The sequence below is a fragment of the Nannocystis exedens genome (assembly GCF_002343915.1).
Lineage (GTDB): Bacteria > Myxococcota_A > Polyangia > Nannocystales > Nannocystaceae > Nannocystis > Nannocystis exedens.
In genome coordinates this window covers 650,444-668,828 of sequence record NZ_NETK01000001.1, presented here as the reverse complement: position 1 = coordinate 668,828, position 18,385 = coordinate 650,444, and the positions used below count along the sequence as shown (strand labels likewise).

Sequence of the window (18,385 nt, the reverse complement as noted above, 5' to 3'; positions counted from 1 at the left end):
AGGTCCTTGCGTTCAGGTGACCGGGAGCGAGCTGAGGGGCCGCGGGGCGTGGTGAAGACGCGAGGCGCGAGGAGCGAGGTCAGAAGCGGGCGCCCAGGGTGAGGGTGCCGCCGTCGAGGAAGCGGGTGGGGGCGACGCCGAGGCGCAGCTTGTTGCCGAGCTTGAGCCCGTCGACGCCGACGTAGCGCGGCTCGCGGCCGTCGCGGACGAACTGCACGGTGCCGATGATGCCCATCGTCAGGCCGGCGATCTGGACCAGCGCCGGGAAGGCCATCAAAACCTTGGGCGTGATCGCGTCGGTCTCGATGTAGGGGATGGCCATGAACGGGCCGATCGCGGGGATCAGGCTGAAGGCGGCGGCGTTCTTGCAGTTGGGGTTGCGGGTCAGGTTGCAGGTGTCGTGGACGATCGCGGCGACGAAGGCGGTCGCCAGGTACGACGAGCCGAACATGACCCAGCCGCCGATCATCAGGCCCTTGCGCCGCTTGCGGGGCATCGGCGGCGGCGGGGCGTAGCCGACGGTGGTGGGCATGCTGCCGGGGTCGGCGTAGGGCTGCGGGCCCTCGGCGACCGGGGCGGGCGCGGCCGGGTCGGCGTAGGGCTGGGGGGCGGCGACGGGCGCCGGAGCGGCCGGGGTCGGAGCCGCCGGCGCGGGGCCGGACTCGACGACGACGGTCGTTTCGGTGGGCTGGACGTTGGAACGAAGGGACAGGTTCGCCGGGACATGGCCCCAAGGACTGGCGAAGACCTCGGGGCAGGCGAGCGTGACGGCGAGGGCGGCGGCGAGCGGGGCGGCGCGGCGGATCATGCTGAGCTCCTCAATGGGGGCGAGCGTGCATTAGTTTGCCCCCGGGCCCTGGCCTCAGCAAGACGCGTACTTCCGCCCGACAGCCGGGGGCCGCCCGCAAGTCGGCGATATTGTTCGAGGCCGGCCGGCTGCGCGGGGGCGACGGGCGGCCGTGGTGTGGCGAGATGCCGCGCCGCCGCTGCAGGCCACGACGCGACGATCACGTCGGCCGGGCCGCGGCGGATGCGAGCGGGAAGCGGACCTGGAGCTCGGCGCCGCCGCCCGGACGCGCGAGCGCCACGGCCTCGCCGCCGTGCCCGCGGGCCAGCTCGCGCACGAGGGCGAGGCCGAGGCCGGTGCCGGGGGTGTGGGCGTCCCGCTCCCGCGCGACCCGGTAAAAGCGGTCGAACACGCGGTCGCGGTCGGCCTCGGGGATCCCGGGGCCGCGGTCCTGGACGCGCAGGACGGCCTGGTCGCCCTCGACCTCGAGCGCCACCCGCAGGCCGGCCGCGCGCTGGTCGGCGGCGTACTTGAGGGCGTTGTCGAGGAGGTTGACGAGGATCTGCTCGATCGCCTGCGGGTCGCAGCGGACGACCACCGGCTCGTCGGGGAGGGCGAGCTCAACCGGGGGGAAGCCGCGCCGCTCGACGTGGCGCGCCTGGTCGTCGACGATGTCGCGGATCTGCGCGGCGAGATCGCCCGGCCGCAGCTGCAGGACGCGCCGTCCCTCCTCGAGCTGGGCGACGGCGAGGACGTTCTCGACCAGGCGGCTCAGTCGCACGCTCTCGTGGGCGAGGTCGTCGTAGAAGACGGGCAGCCGCTCGGGCGCGACGAGGCCCTCCTGCAGCATCTCGGCGTGCATGCGCAGGGTGGTCAGCGGGGTCCGCAGCTCGTGCGAGACGGCCGAGACGAAGGCGGTCTTCTGCGCCGACAGCTCGTCCGACCGCCGCGCGGCCCGGGCGATGGCGACGAGCGCCGCCGCGACCACGCCGCCGAGGCCGAGCAGGACGCCGAGCTGCAGGACGAGCGAGCCGCCGGGCGGGGCCGCGGGGGCGGGGAAGCAGAACGCGAGGTCGGGCAAGACCTCGTCGTGGACCGGCCGCGCGAGCGCGCACGCCTCGGCGGCGGAGGTCGCGGCGATCGTCGGGGTGGCCTCCGGCAAGGCGTGGCGGGCGACCAGCGCGGCGAGCCACTCGCCGGCGAGCCGGCCCTCGTCGAGCACCGCCCCCTGCACCGAGCCGGCGCCGGCGTGGCTGACGACCCGCTGCAGGACGACGGTCCGGCCGAGCCGCAGGTAGGTCATCGGCGAGTAGTCGAGGCTCGGACCCGCCTCCTGTGGAATGTCTTCAGGGACATGCGCTTTCGGCAATGGCCTTTGCGACCCGTCCGCAGAGACATGTCCTTGGGGACCGGCCGCGTACTGCTGCTGGATCGCCTCGAACACCGGCTCGGCGCTGGCCTGCTGCGGGGGCGGGGCGTTCTGCGCCTGCTGGCTCTGGATCGCGTCCCAGGTGACGAGGTTGCGGCTGGTCTGCGGCAGCCGGACTTTCTGGGCCCGTTCGGCGGCCAGGGCGTCGCCGCGGCGGGCGTCGGCGAGGTCGCGGTAGGCGGCGTTGCCGAGGTCGTTGAGGGCGACGGTGAGCGATGGGTCGCCGGCCGGGGCGCCGCTGCCGAAGCTGAGGGCGCGCAGCGGGGCGAACTCGGGGCCGGCGACGGTCGCCTCGACGGCGACGGCCCGCGGCGAGCCGCCCGGCTCGGTCGCGTAGGGGGTGCGCACGCGGCCGTCGGGATCGATCTGGAAGTAGGCGGAGATCCGCGGGTCGTCGGGCTCGCCGGCCAGCGGCGAGAGGGCGACGGCCTCGCCGAGCGCGAGCACCTCGGGCGGGCGGTAGAACCGGCCGTAGTGCTCGAACGGGCGCGCGTCCTCGCGGCGGCGCAGCTCCTCGAGGCTCTCGCGCACGGCGGCCCGCAGCAGCTCGGCGGCCTGGACCAGCTCGCCCCGGCGCTGCTCGGCGAGCATGGCCCGCTCGCGCAGGCCGGCGAGCAACCAGCCGAGCGCGAGGGCGAGGGTCGGCGCGGCGACGCCGAGGCCGAGGGCGAGGGTGCGGCGGGCGGGGCTCATCGCGCGTCCCAGCGGTAGCCGCGGCCGCGGACGGTGCCGATCCAGTCGTCGCCGCCGGGCAGCTGGCGCAGCTTGCCGCGCAGCTGGAGGATGTGGACGTCGACGGTGCGGGTGCGGACGGTGCCGTCGTGGTAGCCCCACACCTGGGTGAGGAGCTCCTCGCGGGTGACGCCGACGCCCGGCCGGGCGCGCAGGAAGTCGAGGATCAGGCCCTCGCGGGCGGTGAGCTCGAGCTGTCCCCCGGGCCAGGTGATGGTGAGGCGGGCGAGGTCGACGAGGGCGTCGCCGACGCGGAACGATGGACTGGCGGGGGCCGGGCGCGCGCGGCGGAGGAGGCCGCGGGCGCGCGCGAGGAGCTCGCGGATCCCGAACGGCTTGGTGACGTAGTCGTCGGCGCCGGCGTCGAGCCCGGCGACGATGTCGGCCTCGGCCCCGCGCGCGGTGAGGACGAGGACCGGCACGAGGTCGCCGCGGGCCCGCGTCTGCCGCAGGACGCCGAGGCCGTCGACGCCCGGCAGCATGATGTCGAGGAGGACGAGGTCGAACTGGGCGCAGGCGAGGCGGGCGAGCGCGGCGTGGCCGTCCTCGGCGACCTCGAGCGCGTAGCCCTGCGAGCGGAACAGCTCGACGAGGCCGTGACGGATCGCCGGCTCGTCCTCGACGATCAAGATCCGCGGGGCAGGCTCGGTCACCCGTCGATCGTGGCACAGTTCGCGGCGGCGTCGGTAAGAGGTCGGTAAAACCTCGCGGACGGGGGCGCAGGGACCGAGGGCGGGCTGTCGCAGACCGAAGGGGACGGACCCGGGGCGCGGGCGAGCGGTGCCGAACGCGTGAGGCCTGGTCGGTCTCGCGGGTCGACGGTGAGGCGGACCCGCGTCGGCGAGGAGACGTCCCGGGGGCGACGAGCCGGGCGAGAGGCGCGGCGTCTGTCCCGAGAGTCAGGTGAAGCGATGGCCTGAACGTCGCCGGTCGCGACGAGCCCCGGCGGCGCGAGTGCGGCCGGGGCTGGCGGACCCGCCGGAGCTCAGTTGGAGGCGAAGGTCGGCAGCTCGACGCGGGGGCCGAGGGTGAGCTCGACGTGGCCGAGGCCGTGGAACTGCTCGCCGTCGATGACGGGGTTCAGGACCTCGCCGTCCTCGGCCGTGATCCGCACGCGGCGGGCCTTGTCGTCGTAGACCTTGCGGCCGAGGATCGGGGTGCCGAGGACGATGTTGGGGACGTTGGCGACGACGCCGATCGGGGTGGTGTCGAGCGCCTGGAAGTGGAGGACGCCGCCCTCGCGCGCGTGGCGGAAGCAGCGGACGACGCCGGCGAGGTTGATGTCGATCGCGCCCACCTGCATCGAGGCGAAGCTGGCGAACGGGAGCTCGCGGCCGTCGACCTCGACGCGGGCGCGGGTGGGCCGGAAGAAGTCGGTGGCGTAGCTGCGCATCTCGTCGGGGATGAAGCGCTGCAGCGGGGGGGCGAGGTTGCTGGCGAGGGTGCTGACCAGCGCGCCGCCGGCGGCGGCGCCGATGACCCCGGCGATGGCCAGCGCGCCGCGCTCCTTCGGCAGGGCGTAGAAGCGGTCGAAGAACGCCTGGGCGACGCCGCCGAGGGCGGCGGCCAGGCCGACGCGCTCGAACGCGGGCGCCTGCGTGCTGTCCGAAAGTTCCTGTCCGATCGGGGCGCCGACGATCTTGCAGGTGTCGATGGTGACGGTGGGGATCGGCTCGCCGCGCTCGAGCCGGCCGACGAGGCGGCGGACGATCGAGTCGGCGTCGCCCTTGAGGCCGGCCTTGCGGGCGACGAAGTCGACGGTGCCGCCGTTGGTGGGGACGACGATCGGGAGGCGCGTGGCGCCGGTCTGCCGGGCGTCGGCGTGGAGGGTGTTGAGGACCCAGTGGAGGGTGCCGTCGCCACCGTCGCACACGAAGTAGCGACAGCCGGCCTCACGCAGGTTACGAATCGCCCTCGGGAGCTCGTCGAGGCGCCGGGTCTCGACGACCGCGCCGTAACGCCCGACAGCCTGCTCGAGCGCGCGCCGACGCTGCGGCCGGCGGTAGTTCTTCTTCGAGTTGGGGTTGGTGATGATGCCGACGTCCATTGCGACCCCGAAGTGACGAGGGAAGACATTACGCGCCCCGATCGGGTGCGACAAATTCTGACGCACGCCCGCTGAGCACGCCGTACGCCGCGATCGGGATGGTGCGCAATCGAATGCGCAGTGCGTCACTCGGCCAGCGCGGCGCAGCGGCGGCGAAACGCTGATCCCCCGCGGCGCTCCGGCGGCGACGCAGGCGGCTGCGCAGGCCGGTGCGCACGGCGATCGCGGCGCTCGTGAGCGAAGGTCCGCCGCCGCTGCGCCCGCAGGCCCACGGGCCTGGGCCGATCCCCCGCCGCCGGCGCAGGGCGCAGCGACGCGCGCAGGGAGCGGCTCCGGCAGGTGTCCCGAAAGTCAGGCGTTCCCGGCGGCGGGGGAGGCGCCCGGCGCCCGGTCGACCCGGTCTGCCTCCGAGGGCATGCCTTTACAGACATGTCCCGAGAGACCGATCGACGCGGGCCGATGTACCTGTCGCGAGAGACAGGCGTGGCGCCGAGCCGCGGCGGCCGAGGAGGCGCAGCGCCGGCCTCGAACAGGCAGGCCGCGAGGGCGGGTGACCATGAAGCAGATGTCTCGAGAGACAGGCGCGAGCGCCGCCTGCGGGGGGCGGCCGCGAGGGGTTCACCTGCCTCGAGAGCGATGTCCGCGAGGTGCGACCGGGAGCGCGACGGCTGTCCCGGACGGGCCCGTCTTGCGAGCCCCTTGCTCGGAGCGGGCGCGAGCCGACGCTTCCGGGGCACCAGGGACCGGTCTGCTCAGGCCCTCAAGCCCCTGCGGTCCCGTCGAGGTGGCGACGAAACGCGGCCAGCCCGGGGGCGGCCCGCTCGCGCACCTGCGGGTCGGGGTCGCCGTCGCGGCCTGTCCCCGAGGACCTGTCCCGCGGGGCTATTCCTTCTTGCGCGTGAACCAGGCGCGGATGCCGGCGAACAGGCCGACGATGGCGAGGACGATGAACTTGCCGCCCTTGGCGAGGAGGGCGAAGATGCCGGCCTTGGCGGCCAGCTTGCCGGCGATCAGGCCGCCGATGCCGTAGGCGGCGACGGTGTCGATGTCGGGGTTGAAGTCGCTGTAGCGGTTGCCGTCGTCGAACTCGACCAGGCCGTAGATCTTCTCCATCTCGGGGCGGATCTCGGCGAGCTGGGTCATGCCCGACACGGCGTTGAGCTCGAGCACGCCCTTGCGGCCGAGCACGCGCACGGCGTAGTTGAGCGAGTTCTCGCCGCCGTCGTCGCCGCCGAGCTCCTTGGCCCAGTAGAGGCTGTGGCGCGACTGGTCGTAGCGCGGCGGCTCGGCCCAGCCGACCAGGTGCATCGCCGGGAAGCCCATGGCCTTGCGCGACTCGTTCTCCTTCTCGGTCGCTTCCTTCATCTGCGCCAGGAGCTCGTCGTAGTCGATGCTGGCGGCGTCGGCGTCGTCGACGTGGCCCTCCTCGACGTAGGAGAGGACGACGCCCCAGCCGCGCGGGTCGGCCGGGCTGAGCTTGGCCGGGACGATCATGCCGAGCGGCAGCTCGCCGGGCGGGTTGTGCCAGGCCTCCTCGATCACGCGCCGGGCGTCGGCAGGCCCGAGGAAGCGGTAGTCCTGGCCGAGCCGGAGGGTCGCCAGGCCGTCGCCGATCTTGATGTCACCTGTCTGATAGGTCAGCTTGCCGTCGAACTCGGCGGTCATGAGGATCGCCAGGCCCTCGGCGATCAGCTTCTCGTCGTCGCTGAGGGCCTCGCCGCGGTCGATCTTGCCGGCGAGCGCCTGGATGCCGGCCTCGTCGAGCTGGGCCAGCTTCTCCTGCTGGGCGGGGCTGAGCGCGTCCCAGCCGGGCGGCGGGGCCTCGTCTTGCGGGGCGCCGGCCGGCGGGGCCGCGGCGCTGTTGCCGTCCTCGAACACGGTGGCACGAGCGGTGAGCGGGGCGCCGGCGAGGAGCGCTCCGAGGACGAGGGCGGCGTGCTTCATCGCGCCAGGCTAGCACCGGGCTCAGGCGGACGATAGTGGTCAGGGCCGGGCCGCGACGGCGCCGGCGAGCAGCTCGGCGATCTGGTTCTGGAGATCGCGCGCCTGCGGGGCGGCGAACACGTCGAGGTCGTTGAAGAGGATGGCGAAGGCGAGCGGGGGGCGGCCGACGGCGCCGGCGTAACCCGAGAGGGTGGAGACGCCGTCCAGCGAGCCGGTCTTGGCGCGCACGAACCGGGCGGCCCGGCCCTCCTGCATGCGCCCGCGCAGGGTGCCGTCGACGCCGGCGATCGGCAGCGAGGCGAGGAAGTCGGCGCCGTAGCGGAAGTCGCGATGGACGGCGATCAAGAGCTGCACCAATTGCGCCGCGCTGATCCGGTTGGCGTCGTAGAGGCCGGAGCCGTTGTTGTAGACGAAGCCGTCGACGCCGACGCCGAGGCCCGCGAGCCAGGTGCGGACGCGCGCGAGGCCGCCGGCGAAGCTGGCCGGGGTGTGGTCGTCGAGGCTCTTGAGGATGTGCTCGGCGACGTAGTTGTTCGACAGCTTGTTGACGCTGCGCACCAGCACGCTGAGCGGCTCGCTGCGCACGAGGGCCAGGCGCTCGCTGTCCTCGGGGACAGCTTCGAACTTGACCGCGCTGCGCCCGAGGCTGATGCCGCGCTGCTTGAGGACGAGGCGGAACACCTCGCCGGCGTACTCGGCCGGGCGCGCGACCGGGTAGCGGTACTCGGCCGCGGCGGCGTCCTTGCCGATCGCGCCGTCGACGGCGATCTCGACCACGCCCTCGGCGGTGGTGCCGATGGCGAGCTTGAGCTGGTTGCGCGCGCCGGCGACGGTGGTGGCGGTGTTGGCCTTGAGCTTGAGCGAGGGGACCGGGGGATCGATGGCGACGATCGCCGGGTCGCCCTCGCCGGCGCCGGGGCGGGCGAGGACGACGTAAGTGCCGAAGTTGACGGCCGTGGCGCCGCCGGGGGCGCGGAACGAGGCCAGCTCGTCCTTCTGATCGAACAGCGGCGGCAGCTCGTCGCGGTCGTAGGCGGTGCTGTCGAGCACGAGGCCGCCGGTGACCTTGGTGACGCCGAGCGCCCGCAGGTCGCTGGCCAATTGATAGAGGTCGGCGGTGACGAGCGACGGATCGCCGCCGCCCTTGAGATAGAGGTCGCCGTCGACGGTGTGGCCCTTGAGTGCGCCCTTCTTGGCGTAGACGCGGGTGACGTAGCGGTGCTCGGGGCCGAGGAGCGACAGCGCGGCGGCGGTGGTGACGAGCTTGATGTTGCTGGCCGGGTTGAGGCCGAGGTCGGGGTTCTTCTCGTAGAGCCGGGCCCCGGTGGCCATGTCGACGACGAGCAGACCGACGCGCGCGCGGGCGAGGAACTTGGCCTGCAGCAAGAGATCGATCTGGCCGGCGAGGTCGGTCGGCGCGGCGGCAGGCGCGGACTCGGCGACCGGGGTCGCGGCCGACGTGGGCGGAGCGAGGCAGCACACGAAGGCCGCGGCGGCGGTTGCGAGGCGCTGGCCGAACGAGGGGCGCACCCGGGCAGGCTACGTGATTTGCCGGCCCAACGTCCAATTTGCGTCGCGCCGCCCGCCCATGGCAGGCCCGTCGCCGGCGCGGACCTGGGGTGATCGGCCGGCGTCTTGGGTCGCCGCCCGGCCGGCGATCTTGGGTATGCTGGTGGCCTCGGCAGGAGCGCTCATGACGGTCGCGCGGAGCTTGCGGTGGTTCGGGTTCGGTTTCGGGCTGTGCGTCGCGTGGCCGCGCGCGCTCGCCGGACCGCCGGAGCTGGCCGCGGAGGCCCGTACGCTGCCGATGTCGCTGCGCAGCGGGGCGGCGACGGTGGCCCTCAAGTCGTACACGCTGCACGGGATCCCGGTGCGCGGGGCGTTCGCGACGGTGCTGTCCGAGAAGACAGGTGAGCGCGAGGTCGCGGCGTCGCGGCCGCTCGCAGGTCCGCAGCTGCGGCCCGAGGAGGCGCGGATCGACGTCGCGGAGGCGGAGGCGATCGCGGCCGCCCACGCGCACGCGGAGGGGCCGGAGGAGCCGGGCACGCTGGTCTACAAGCTGATCCTCGGCGAGCCGGTGCTGGCCTACGAGGTCGAGCTGCCGCTGCAGTGGGACCCGGAGCCGAGCAAGAAGACGATCTGGGTGTCGGCCAGCTCGGGCATCGTCCTCGACGAGTGGGAGCACGTGCGGTCGTCGCGGGCGCGGGTGTTCCAGACCAACCCGGCGTCGACGCCGGTGCCGGTCGAGGTCGAGCTGGCGGGGATCCACGCGACCGGGCCGGGGCAGCCGCTCGAGGGCGACCGGATCCGCTCGTTCAACTGCACGCTCGAGGCGCCGCCCGACGACCAGATCCAGCCGTGGTGGGCCGAGGGCAAGTGCTACGCGGTCCACCGCGCGGTGTCCGACGAGAACGGCGACTACTTCCTGCCGCTGCCCGACGTCATCTTCCCGCAGGACAACGCCGACGACGACGACCTCTACGCCGAGCTGTCGATGTACTACCACGCCGAGCGCTTCATCGACGAGATGAGGCGGTTCGGGGTCGACGCGTTCAAGTGCGAGCTGTCGACGATGCTCGCCAACTACCGCACGACCGAGCTGTCGACGGCCTACCCCGACCTCGACTACACGCCGCTGAACAACGCCTACTGGACCAACACCTGCGACCCGGAGAAGGGGCCGACGATGATCTTCGGCCAGGGCGCGGCGGTCGACTTCGGCTACGACGGCGACGTCGTCTACCACGAGCTCGGCCACGGGATGGTGTCGCTGCTGACGCCGGACGGGCTCGGCGACCGCACGCTGCGCCCCGACGGGGTGCTCAACGACGCCGGCGGGATCAACGAGGCGGTCGCCGACTACTTCTCGGTGATCCTCGCCAACGAGCCGCTGCTGGGCGACTACGTGGCCCGCTTCTGGCCCGGCTACGGCAACGCGATCCGCAACGCCGAGAACACCAAGCGCTGCCCCGACAACACCGTCGGTCAGGTCCACAACGACGGCGAGCCGTTCATGGGCGCGATGTGGGCGGCGCGCAAGCGGATCGGCCGCGAGAAGATGGACCCGGTGGTGTTCGAGCTGCTGCCGCGGCTGCCGAGCGACGCGGACCTCGAGACGGCGAGCTTCACGGTGCTCGAGATCGCCGAGGAGGCGCTGGCCCGCGGCGAGTGGACCGAGAGCGACATCGACGTGCTGGTCCGCGGCTTCGACGCGCGCGGGCTGTACGACTGCCCGCGCGTCCACGTCGACCCGGAGAAGGTGGCGAACGGGGCGTCGCTGTACCTGCGCGGCAAGACGACCGGGGTGACGCCGTTCTTCCCGGGGCCGATGCAGCTGCGCCACGAGGTGCCGGCGGGCAGCGACAACGTGATCGTGCGCTTCCGCCTCGGCGGCGACGCGGGGCCGCCGGACAACCCGACCGGGGTGGTGGTGCTGCTCAAGCGGGCCGACGAACCGATCACGTTCGAGTACACGCTGACGGCGGTCGACAAGAACCCCGACGGCTCGAACAAGGGCTCGGTCCGCGAGGTCATCCAGGTGACCGGCGACTGGGACCACCAGCTGGTGGCGAGCCGCCTCGGCGAGTCGGACAATCAACTGGTGCTGCGCGGGTTCCGGCCGGGCGAGGTGGTCCACGTGGCCCTGGCCAACCTGACCTCGGGCGAGCAGGTCGCCAGCGGGACGTCGATCGTCAGCGTGCCGCCCGAGTTCCTCGACGAGGGCACGGTCACCGTCGACGTCGGCCCGCCGGAGGAGGTGACCGACGGGCAGGGCGTCGACGCGTCGGAGATCCACACCGGCGAGCCCGCGGCGAGCTGCGCCTGCCGCAGCGACGGGTCGCCCGCGCCGCTGGCCGTGCTCGCGCTGCTCGGGCTGCGGCGCGGGCGGAGGCGGCGCTAGCGGCATGGCTGGCCTTCGGGACAGGTTGAAGACGGCCTGGAACACCCTGCTGCCGCTGGCGCTGGTGGTCCTGATCGTCGGACCCGGGCTGCCGAACGCGGCGCTCGGCGAGCTGCCGGCGACGCTGGCGCAGTGGCAGAAGAAGATCAGCGTGGTCCAGACGTGGAACATGTACGCGCCGGACCCGACCCGCGCGCACACGTACCTTGCGGTCTACGCGGAGTTCGAGGACGGCCGCCGCGAGGCGCTGCCCGAGGCCGCGCAAGCGCAGTCCGGCTGGGGCACGACGTGGGCGTGGCAGAAGACGCGGGTCGACATCTGGCGCTACTACGCGGTCCTGAACCCCGACAAGCCCAACAACAACCGCACGTGGTACCTGCGCTCGCTGTGCGTGCGCGAGGCCCTGGCCCGCGAGCAGCCGCCGCGCAAGATCGTGGCCGAGCGGGTCCGCCGGCGCTTCACCCCGCCCGACCGCGTGCGCGCGGGCAAGCCCGGGCTCGGGCCGGTCGAGCGCAAGCCGCTGGCGACGATCGACTGCAAGACCTGGCCGGTGCGCGAGATGCTGGCGGACGCGCAGGCGCGACATGGCTGAAGCGGCAGGTCCCGACGGACAGGGGGAAACGGTCGCTGCGGCGGGGATCGCGGCGAGGGCCGGCATGGTCGATGCGACAGGGTCCGAGGGACATGGCGTGGGGGACAGCCCGGGACCGGACGGGGCGACGCTCGCCGACGGGGGGACGGCCGGACCGTCCGCGGGCGGGCGCGACGGGCCTAGCGTCGAGGGGCGCGTGTCCAAAGGGGCAGGTTTCGAAGGACAGGGCGCGAAGGACAGGCGCGGGCGGCTGGCTCGCCTGCGCGACGCGCTGCTGACGGGCGAGGAAGATCCGGCGGCGCTCGGGCTGCTGCGGATCGGGCTGGTCGCGGTGTTCACCGCCAGCCTGCTGGCGCACGTCGGGGCGGTGGCCGAATACTTCTCCAGCGCGTCGCCGCTGGCCGGGCAGTACGCGCGCCAGGCGTTCCCGACCCGCTGGTCGCTGTTCTTCACCGTCGACGATCCGCTGGCGGTGCAGGCGATCTTCGCCGCCGGGGTGGTGGCGCACCTGCTCTGGCTGGTCGGGCTGTTCACGCGGCCGGCGGCGCTGCTGAGCGCGCTGTTGTGGGTCAGCATGGTCGGCCGCAACCCGCTCCTCTACGCGATGCCGGACCAGCTGCACTCGGCGATGATCGTGTGGCTGGCGCTGATGCCGACCGGCCGCGGGCTCAGCCTCGACGCCCGCTGGCGCGGCAAGGGCGGGCCGGTGCCGGTGTGGTGCCGCCGGATCGTGCAGCTCCAGCTCGCGGTGGTGTACACGTCGACCGGGCTGGCCAAGCACGGGGCGACCTGGAAGTCGGAGGGGACGGCGATCTACTTCTCGATGGTCAGCCCTTACAACCGCCACTTCGACCTGACGCGCACCCTGGCCATGCTGCAGCCGTACGTGCTGCGGCCGATCACGTGGCTGGTGCTGGCCTGGGAGGTCGGGTTCAGCGGGTTCTTGCTGGCCCACTGGCTGCGCGAGCGGTGGCGGAAGATCCCCGACCTGCGCTGGCTGTTCCTCGGCTTCGGGGTGGCGATGCACGTCGGCATCCAGATGATGATGTACGTCGAGTGGTTCACGCCGCTGACGTTGGCCAGCTACCTGGCGTTCCTCCGCCCCGACGAGGTGCGGCGGATCTTGCGGCGGTTGGCGCGGACGTGAACCGAGGGGCATGGTCGATCGGGCATGCGCGATGGGGCATGTCCTCATGAGCATGTCCAGTGGGGCATGGACGCCCGCATGCGTGTGGACGGCGTCGGAGCCTCGACTCGCCGGCGCGCTCCAGCCGTGAGCCGCAGCCGCTCGGGTGCCGTGCGAGCGATCGTCGCCGTCCGGCGCGCCGAAGCAGGCCGTGACTGGCGGCGGTCGGTCGAAAACTCCGAGAGCGCCCGACCCGAGCGGCTGGCTCAAGGGGCAGGCGGCGCGGCGGCCGGGGTCGACTGCGACGCGTCCGGCTCGGCGCTCTCGGGGTGGGCGCGGCGCCACGCCTCCTCGGCGGCGAGGCGCTCGCGCGGGTGGTGGATGACGCCGACGACCTCGCCGCGGCAGCGCGGGCAGACCGTGTCGCCGGGGGCCAGCGGGGCGCCGCAGCGCGGCTCGGAGCAGCGCGACTCGCGGAGGAAGCGGCCGAGGACGAGGCCGGTGACGCCGAGCACGACGGCGATCAGGGGGATCGTGCCGGCCTCGAGCTGGAGGCCGCCCTTCATGCCGGCGACGACGCCGCCGAGCATGAGCGCGCCCATGCCGAGCGTGCGCCCCAGCCGGGCGGCCATGCTGCGCTCGACGCGGAACACGGGCTTGCCGGCGTTGATGCCGACGATCCCGGGATCCTCGTCGCGCCGGGTCTCGGGGGCGGCGTCGGGATCGTCGGTGAACGGGACGGTGAGCGCGGCGAGGTCGGGCCCGGGCGGCCACTGCTCCGGCGGCGGCAGGCCGAGCTGCTGACTCACCGGCGGCTCGGCGCGGTCGAGGGCGGCGTAGGCGTGGCGCAAGAACGCGGCCTGGTTGGCCTGCAGGAGCTTGCCGATCCGCTGCCGCTCGGCCCGCGGGAGGCCGCGCGCGTGCAACTGGGCGGCCAGGAGAAAGCACAGCGACTGCGGCGAGAGGACGCCGAGCCGCGCGGGGGCGCGGCGGGTCTGCATCGGCCCGGCGGCGGTGCGGACGGTGTAGCGCAGGGCGGCGTCGGCCGTGAGCACGCCGAAGCCGAGGAAGACGCCGGTGAGGTCGATGCGCGGGTCGAAGGCGTCGGTGGTGGGGAGGCCGAAGTGACGGCGATAGACGTGCGCGACCACCCGCGCGGCGGCGGCGACGATGGTGTGCGGGTCGACCATGGCCGAGCTCTCGGCGCCGACCTTGACGAGGTCGCGCTCGAGCGCGGCGAGCCAGACGACGAGGTCGTGGCCGCGCGGCGAGCTGGGCTTGCCGAGCACCTCGCCGCGGCGGGCCGGGTCGGCGTCGTAGATGGCGACCTCGACCCGGAGCTGGCCGAGCCCGGCGTAGCGGAGCAGCCGCCGCACGAGCCGCCGCAGGCTGCCCTCGCCGCCCTGCCAGCGATCGGGGAAGAATTTCGCGCTCGGCTCGAGCAGCGGCGCGACGAGCAGCGGCGCCGGACCGCGCGCCTCGACGAGCGCGGCCAGCAGGTCGAGCAGCGTGCGACGCTCCTCCAGGGGCGGCAACATCAGGCCGTCGTCGTCTCGCTCGGTCGACACGGCGGGGAGGTGTAGCACAGCCGCCTGGACGGCTGACGGTTCCGGCGCGGCGCGGGGGGCGAGAGCCGATGCGGACGGTCCGCCGCGCGGGCCGCCGGCGAGCGCACGGCGTCGGCCCGGTCTGACGTTGTTCCTCTCCTGGAGCGAGTGATCGTCGTCTCGGAGGACGTCGGCGGGCTCGTCCGCCGTGCCGGCCGACACAGAGGAGGAGGCGGCTCAGCCCTTGGCCTTGCCGCTCGGGGGCGTGCCCGCGGCGCCGCCCGGATCGCCGGCCGGGGGTTTGGCTGCCGGCTGTCCCTTGGGACTGGTGGCGTCGGCCGGGGGCTTGACGGCGGGCTGTCCCTTGGGACTGGTGGCGTCGGCCGGGGGCTTGGCGGCGGGCTGTCCCTTGGGACTGGTGGCGTCGGCCGGGGGCTTGGCGGCGGGCTGTCCCTTGGGGCTGGTGGCGTCGGCCGGGGGCTTGGCGGCGGGCTGTCCCTTGGGACTGGTGGCGTCGCTGGCTTGCCCGGCGTCCGTAGTCTTCGCCGGCTGTCCCTTGGGACTGGTCGCCCTGGCGGGGGGCTGGGCCGGGGCGGGCTGGCTCTTGGTGCCGGCCTTGGCGGGCTGTCCCTTGGTGCCGGGGGTCGGGGCGAGCTCGGGCTCCGGTTCGGGCGCGGGCTCCGGCTCCGGCGCGGCGACCGGCGCGGCTTCGATGTCCTCTGCGGGCGCGGCCGGTTCCGCCGGCGGCGGGACGTAGGGCGCGGGCACGACCGGGTAGACCTTGCTCTCGCCGCCGAGGACGTGCTCGAGCAGGAGCGGCTCGCCGGTGGCTCGCCTGGCCCGCAGGACCACGACGGCGCGCTCGCCCTCGCCGAGGCCGGTGGGGATCCCGCTGACGCGGTTGCGCTCGCCGGGGCGCAGCGCGACCTTGCGGACGATGGTGCGCGCGCCGGCGGCGTCCTGGCGGAGGACCAGCACGACCGCGTCGACCAGGCCGGGCGGGACCGCGAAGTCGAGGTTGCCGGCGGTCGCGTCGAAGTCGAGCTCGGGCCAGGCCGGCCACAGCCAGTCGAGCAGCGAGCGGGTGACCTCGATCGCGCGCGGCGCGAGGTGGACGAACTGCTCGCGATAGACGGCCTCGTCGACGTAGGGGCGGACGCGGCCGTCGTCGTCGGTGTCGAAGGCGGCCAGCGGGCGGCCGGTGCCGCTCTGGATGTAGCCGCGCAGGGCCGGCCACGGGTGCAGGCGGGCGCCCTCGAGCTCGGCCGGGTCGAGGCGGCTGCCCTGCAGCAGCTCGGCGGCGGCGGCCTCGGGCGTGAGGTCCTCGTCGAGGAAGCGCGGCGCCGGGACGCTGGCCTCGGACAGGAAGCGGCGGGCGGTGAACACCGCCAGGCCCTCGTAACCTGTCCCTTCGGGCAGGACCAATGCGCCAGGGTCCTTGCTCGGCGCGGCGCCGCCGAACAGGTGCTCGGCGAGCGAGCCGGCCAGCGGGATCCCGCGGGCGCGGGCGACCTCGTCCGGGGTCCGGCGGCCGGGCAGGGCGCTGCGGCCGAAGGCGAGCCGGGCCAGCTCGGCGAACGGCAGGCCGCGGTCGCCGGGGCTGGGCGACAGCGGGCTGAAGAAGCCGCTGACGTCGCCGCGCGCGTGGGCCGGCACGGCGAGGTCCTGGGCCACGTGCAGCAGCGCGCCGAGGCCGACCAGCGCCAGCGCGAGGTGGTGCGCCCGCGCCTCGGGGTCGGGCAGGGTCGACGACAGCTCGAGGTGGCGCCACATCTGCGGCGGGGCCAGCGGGTCGGCCTCGTCGCGCAGGAACGAGATGACCGAAGGGCCCTGTCCCGAGAAACCTGTCTGTGTGGCCAGGGCCGCGGCCGAGCCGCCGTTGTGGCGGACCTGGCGCAGGCGCAGCAGGCCGGGGCGCGGCTGCGGGTCGCTGAAGTCGCGGCGCAGCGGGTCGTCGCGGTCGACGAAGTGGTGGACGGCGCGCGCCGAGGGCACCAGCTCGGCCAGCACGCCGACCTGCAGCCACTGCAGCGCCGGCAGCTCCCACAGGTCGCCCTGGACGCAGTAGCGCTGGGTCTCGAGCGGGGCGCCGAGGCCGGGGCAGGCGCCCGGGCCGCCGAGCGCCTCGAGGCCGCCGAGCTGCAGCGCCGCCGTCAGCATGCGCCGCTCGGGCGCGGTGAGCCGCCGGGGATCGACGCGCAGCGGGGTGAACAGGCCGCGCTGCAGCTCGCTGGCGGCCATCCAGCGCAGGTGCAGGGCGCTCTCGAGGAGGGCGCGGTCGACCATGCCGAGGTGGGTCGCGCGGGCGTCCCACGCCGCGGCGGGGGCAGGGGCGGCGAACACGGCGAGGGCGGCGGCGAGGGCGGAGCGGCGCAGCCAGGCGCGCAGGCGGCCGCCGCGTGGACGTGTCTCGGAGGACATGGTCGAAGCGACCTGGGTCTGGGAACCGATCGAGGAGGACGGCGCGGGCGAGGCGGTACGCGGGCGGCCGCCGCAGGGACGTGTCTCGGAGGACATGGTCGAAGCGACCTGGCCTTCGGGACCGGTCGCGAGGGACGGCGCGGCTGCGAGCGGGCGGCCGCCGCGGGGACGTGTCTCGGAGGACATGGTCGAGGTGCCCTGGCCTTCGAGACCGGTCGCGAGGGACGGCGCGGGCGAGGCGGCCGCGGGGCGCCGCAGCCGGTGGCGCAGGCCGATCATGGCCGCTTGCCCTTCCCGGCCGGCTGGCCTGACTCGGGGGACATGGTCGAAGCGCCCTGCCCCTTGGGACCGGTGGCGCCGGTGGTGGGACCTGGCTCGGGGGACATGGTCGGAGCGCCCTGGCCCTTGGGACTGGCGACGCCGGCGGGGTTGCTCGCGCCGGCGCCGCTCGGGGCGGCGGTCTTGCCGGGGACGGCGCCGCTCGGGACGCCGGGGCGGCCGGCGGGGCGGCGGCGCCCGGGGCGGCGGGCGTGGCCGCGGTGCCGGCCGGGTCGGGGACCGACTTGAGGCGGTCGAGGTTGCGGTAGACGTGCTTGGCGAGGATCAGCGCGCTGTCGAGGTCGACACACTGCTGATCGCCGCAGGTCAGCAGCACGCCGATCTTCTGCGTGCGGTCGACGAAGCCGATCGCGTGGACGCCGTCGGCGGTGGTGCTCCACGTCTCGGGGGTGATGTCGCCGCCCGGCTTGACCTTGCCGAAGGTCTCCTGAATCGTGGCCGCGACCGGGTCCATGCCGCCCGGCGGGGCGCTCCAGACGCGCAGCGCGAGGTCGTGGCGCTCGTCGCTGTGGATCGCCTGCAAATGGACGCCGTGATAGAAGTTGGTGCGCTTGAGGTCGGTGAGGTCCTTGACCTCGAAGGCCTCGGTGTAGCCGGTGCGCTGGCGGACCTCGTCGGGCGTGAGCAGCCCGCTGGCGTCGAGCACCTCGGCGACCACCTGCGCGGCCGGCTTGCTCGCCTCCTCCTCTTCGACGGCGACGACAGGGCCGCCGGCGCCGCCGAGGGCGCGGAACAGATCGAGGTTGGCCAGCTCGGCCTCCCAGCGCACGGCCTTGTGCAGCGGCCGCGGCGGCGCGAGGAACAGCAGGTGCTCGGCGTGCGAGTCGCTGTTCTGCCACTTGCGCAGCTCGACCCGGTTGTGGCGCACCGTGAAGTCGGAGCGCGGGCCGCCGGTCGGCACGGCGTCGGAGCGGTACCCGGCGTAGCCGCGCTTGTAGACGATGAGGTAGGCGTCGACGAGCCGCGCGGTCGAGCCCCGCACCGACAGCCGGGCCGGCGGGATCCGGTAGCGACCCGTGGCGTCGGTGGTGACGCTGGTCGTTTCCGCGCCCCACGGGCCGATGAAGCCGTCGCCGCGGTCGTACGACCAGACCGCGACCACCGTGGCCTCGGCGACCGGCTCGCTGGTGGCGGCGTCGACGACCTGGCCGTCGAACGGGCCGAGCAGCGAGGCGTCGGTGACCACGTCGCGCGCGCCGACGTAGCTCGGCGGGCGCACGATCGGGGCGCAGGCCGCCAGCAGCGGGGCACCCAGCGCGGCGGCGACGACCAGGACGGCGCGCAGTCGGCGGAGGAGGCGAGGCGATCCGCGGCCGGACGCGTCGCCCCGGCGGGGGGCATGCGAGCACGCCGCGCGCCCAACGGGCGAGGAAGACCGGCCTGACGACGGCTCGGGCCCGGCGGGCGAGGGCGACGAGCCTGACTGTGCGATGACGACGCTCAATTGACGCGGTCCGAGCCGGACGGGTACCCTGACGGGGCGAATAGCGGGCGAGCGCGGGTCTATCCCACGCGAGCGA

General features: G+C 74.3%; 12 protein-coding genes. 4 read left to right on the top strand and 8 right to left on the bottom strand.

The annotated features are described in order from the left end of the window. Nucleotides 1-79: 79 nt before the first annotated feature. From NAEX_RS51925 to dacB, 6 genes are all read right to left on the bottom strand, one after another. Nucleotides 80-808 carry a hypothetical protein gene (locus NAEX_RS51925; protein ID WP_096325921.1) on the bottom strand — a complete coding sequence of 243 codons (729 nt, stop codon included), beginning with the start codon at nt 806-808 and terminating at the stop codon, nt 80-82. A gap of 199 nt (nt 809-1,007) precedes the next feature. Then, nucleotides 1,008-2,909 carry a sensor histidine kinase gene (locus tag NAEX_RS02510; protein WP_096325920.1) on the bottom strand — a complete coding sequence of 634 codons (1,902 nt, stop codon included), beginning with the start codon at nt 2,907-2,909 and terminating at the stop codon, nt 1,008-1,010. After that, nucleotides 2,906-3,601 carry a response regulator transcription factor gene (locus NAEX_RS02505; protein ID WP_096325919.1) on the bottom strand — a complete coding sequence of 232 codons (696 nt, stop codon included), beginning with the start codon at nt 3,599-3,601 and terminating at the stop codon, nt 2,906-2,908. Before NAEX_RS02505 ends, NAEX_RS02510 begins: the two co-directional genes overlap by 4 nt. Before the next feature lie 332 nt (nt 3,602-3,933). Continuing rightward, nucleotides 3,934-4,995: a diacylglycerol/lipid kinase family protein gene (locus NAEX_RS02500; RefSeq protein WP_096325918.1), complete on the bottom strand. Its 1,062-nt coding sequence runs from the start codon at nt 4,993-4,995 to the stop codon at nt 3,934-3,936. Nucleotides 4,996-5,877: 882 nt separating this feature from the next. Then, nucleotides 5,878-6,939 (bottom strand): DUF2167 domain-containing protein, encoded by a 1,062-nt coding sequence (locus tag NAEX_RS02495; protein WP_096325917.1) that lies wholly within the window; start codon nt 6,937-6,939, stop codon nt 5,878-5,880. Between the two features lie 39 nt (nt 6,940-6,978). Next, a complete protein-coding gene (gene dacB, locus NAEX_RS02490) occupies nt 6,979-8,469 on the bottom strand; it encodes a D-alanyl-D-alanine carboxypeptidase/D-alanyl-D-alanine endopeptidase (protein WP_096325916.1) in 1,491 nt (496 codons plus the stop codon). A gap of 163 nt (nt 8,470-8,632) precedes the next feature. Between dacB and NAEX_RS02485 the strand changes: the two genes are divergently transcribed. From NAEX_RS02485 to NAEX_RS02475, 3 genes are all read left to right on the top strand, one after another. Then, nucleotides 8,633-10,840, top strand: a complete 2,208-nt coding sequence (locus NAEX_RS02485; RefSeq protein WP_143140400.1) for a gluzincin family metallopeptidase — start codon at nt 8,633-8,635, stop codon at nt 10,838-10,840. 4 nt (nt 10,841-10,844) lie between these two features. Further along, nucleotides 10,845-11,432: a hypothetical protein gene (locus NAEX_RS02480; RefSeq protein ID WP_143140399.1), complete on the top strand. Its 588-nt coding sequence runs from the start codon at nt 10,845-10,847 to the stop codon at nt 11,430-11,432. A 196-nt stretch (nt 11,433-11,628) separates the two neighbouring features. Further along, a complete protein-coding gene (locus NAEX_RS02475; RefSeq protein WP_096325913.1) occupies nt 11,629-12,579 on the top strand; it encodes an HTTM domain-containing protein in 951 nt (316 codons plus the stop codon). 245 nt (nt 12,580-12,824) lie between these two features. Here the strand turns inward: NAEX_RS02475 and NAEX_RS02470 are convergent, their stop codons facing one another. Further along, on the bottom strand, nt 12,825-14,126 hold the full coding sequence (locus NAEX_RS02470) for a zinc ribbon domain-containing protein (protein ID WP_143140397.1): 1,302 nt from the start codon (nt 14,124-14,126) through the stop codon (nt 12,825-12,827). A 216-nt stretch (nt 14,127-14,342) separates the two neighbouring features. Continuing rightward, nucleotides 14,343-16,526 (bottom strand): hypothetical protein, encoded by a 2,184-nt coding sequence (locus NAEX_RS49465; protein ID WP_170135391.1) that lies wholly within the window; start codon nt 16,524-16,526, stop codon nt 14,343-14,345. A 589-nt stretch (nt 16,527-17,115) separates the two neighbouring features. Here NAEX_RS49465 and NAEX_RS47200 point away from each other — a divergent pair. Next, complete coding sequence (locus NAEX_RS47200; RefSeq protein WP_143825500.1) at nt 17,116-18,249, top strand: hypothetical protein; 1,134 nt, start codon at nt 17,116-17,118, stop codon at nt 18,247-18,249. Nucleotides 18,250-18,385: the final 136 nt, after the last annotated feature.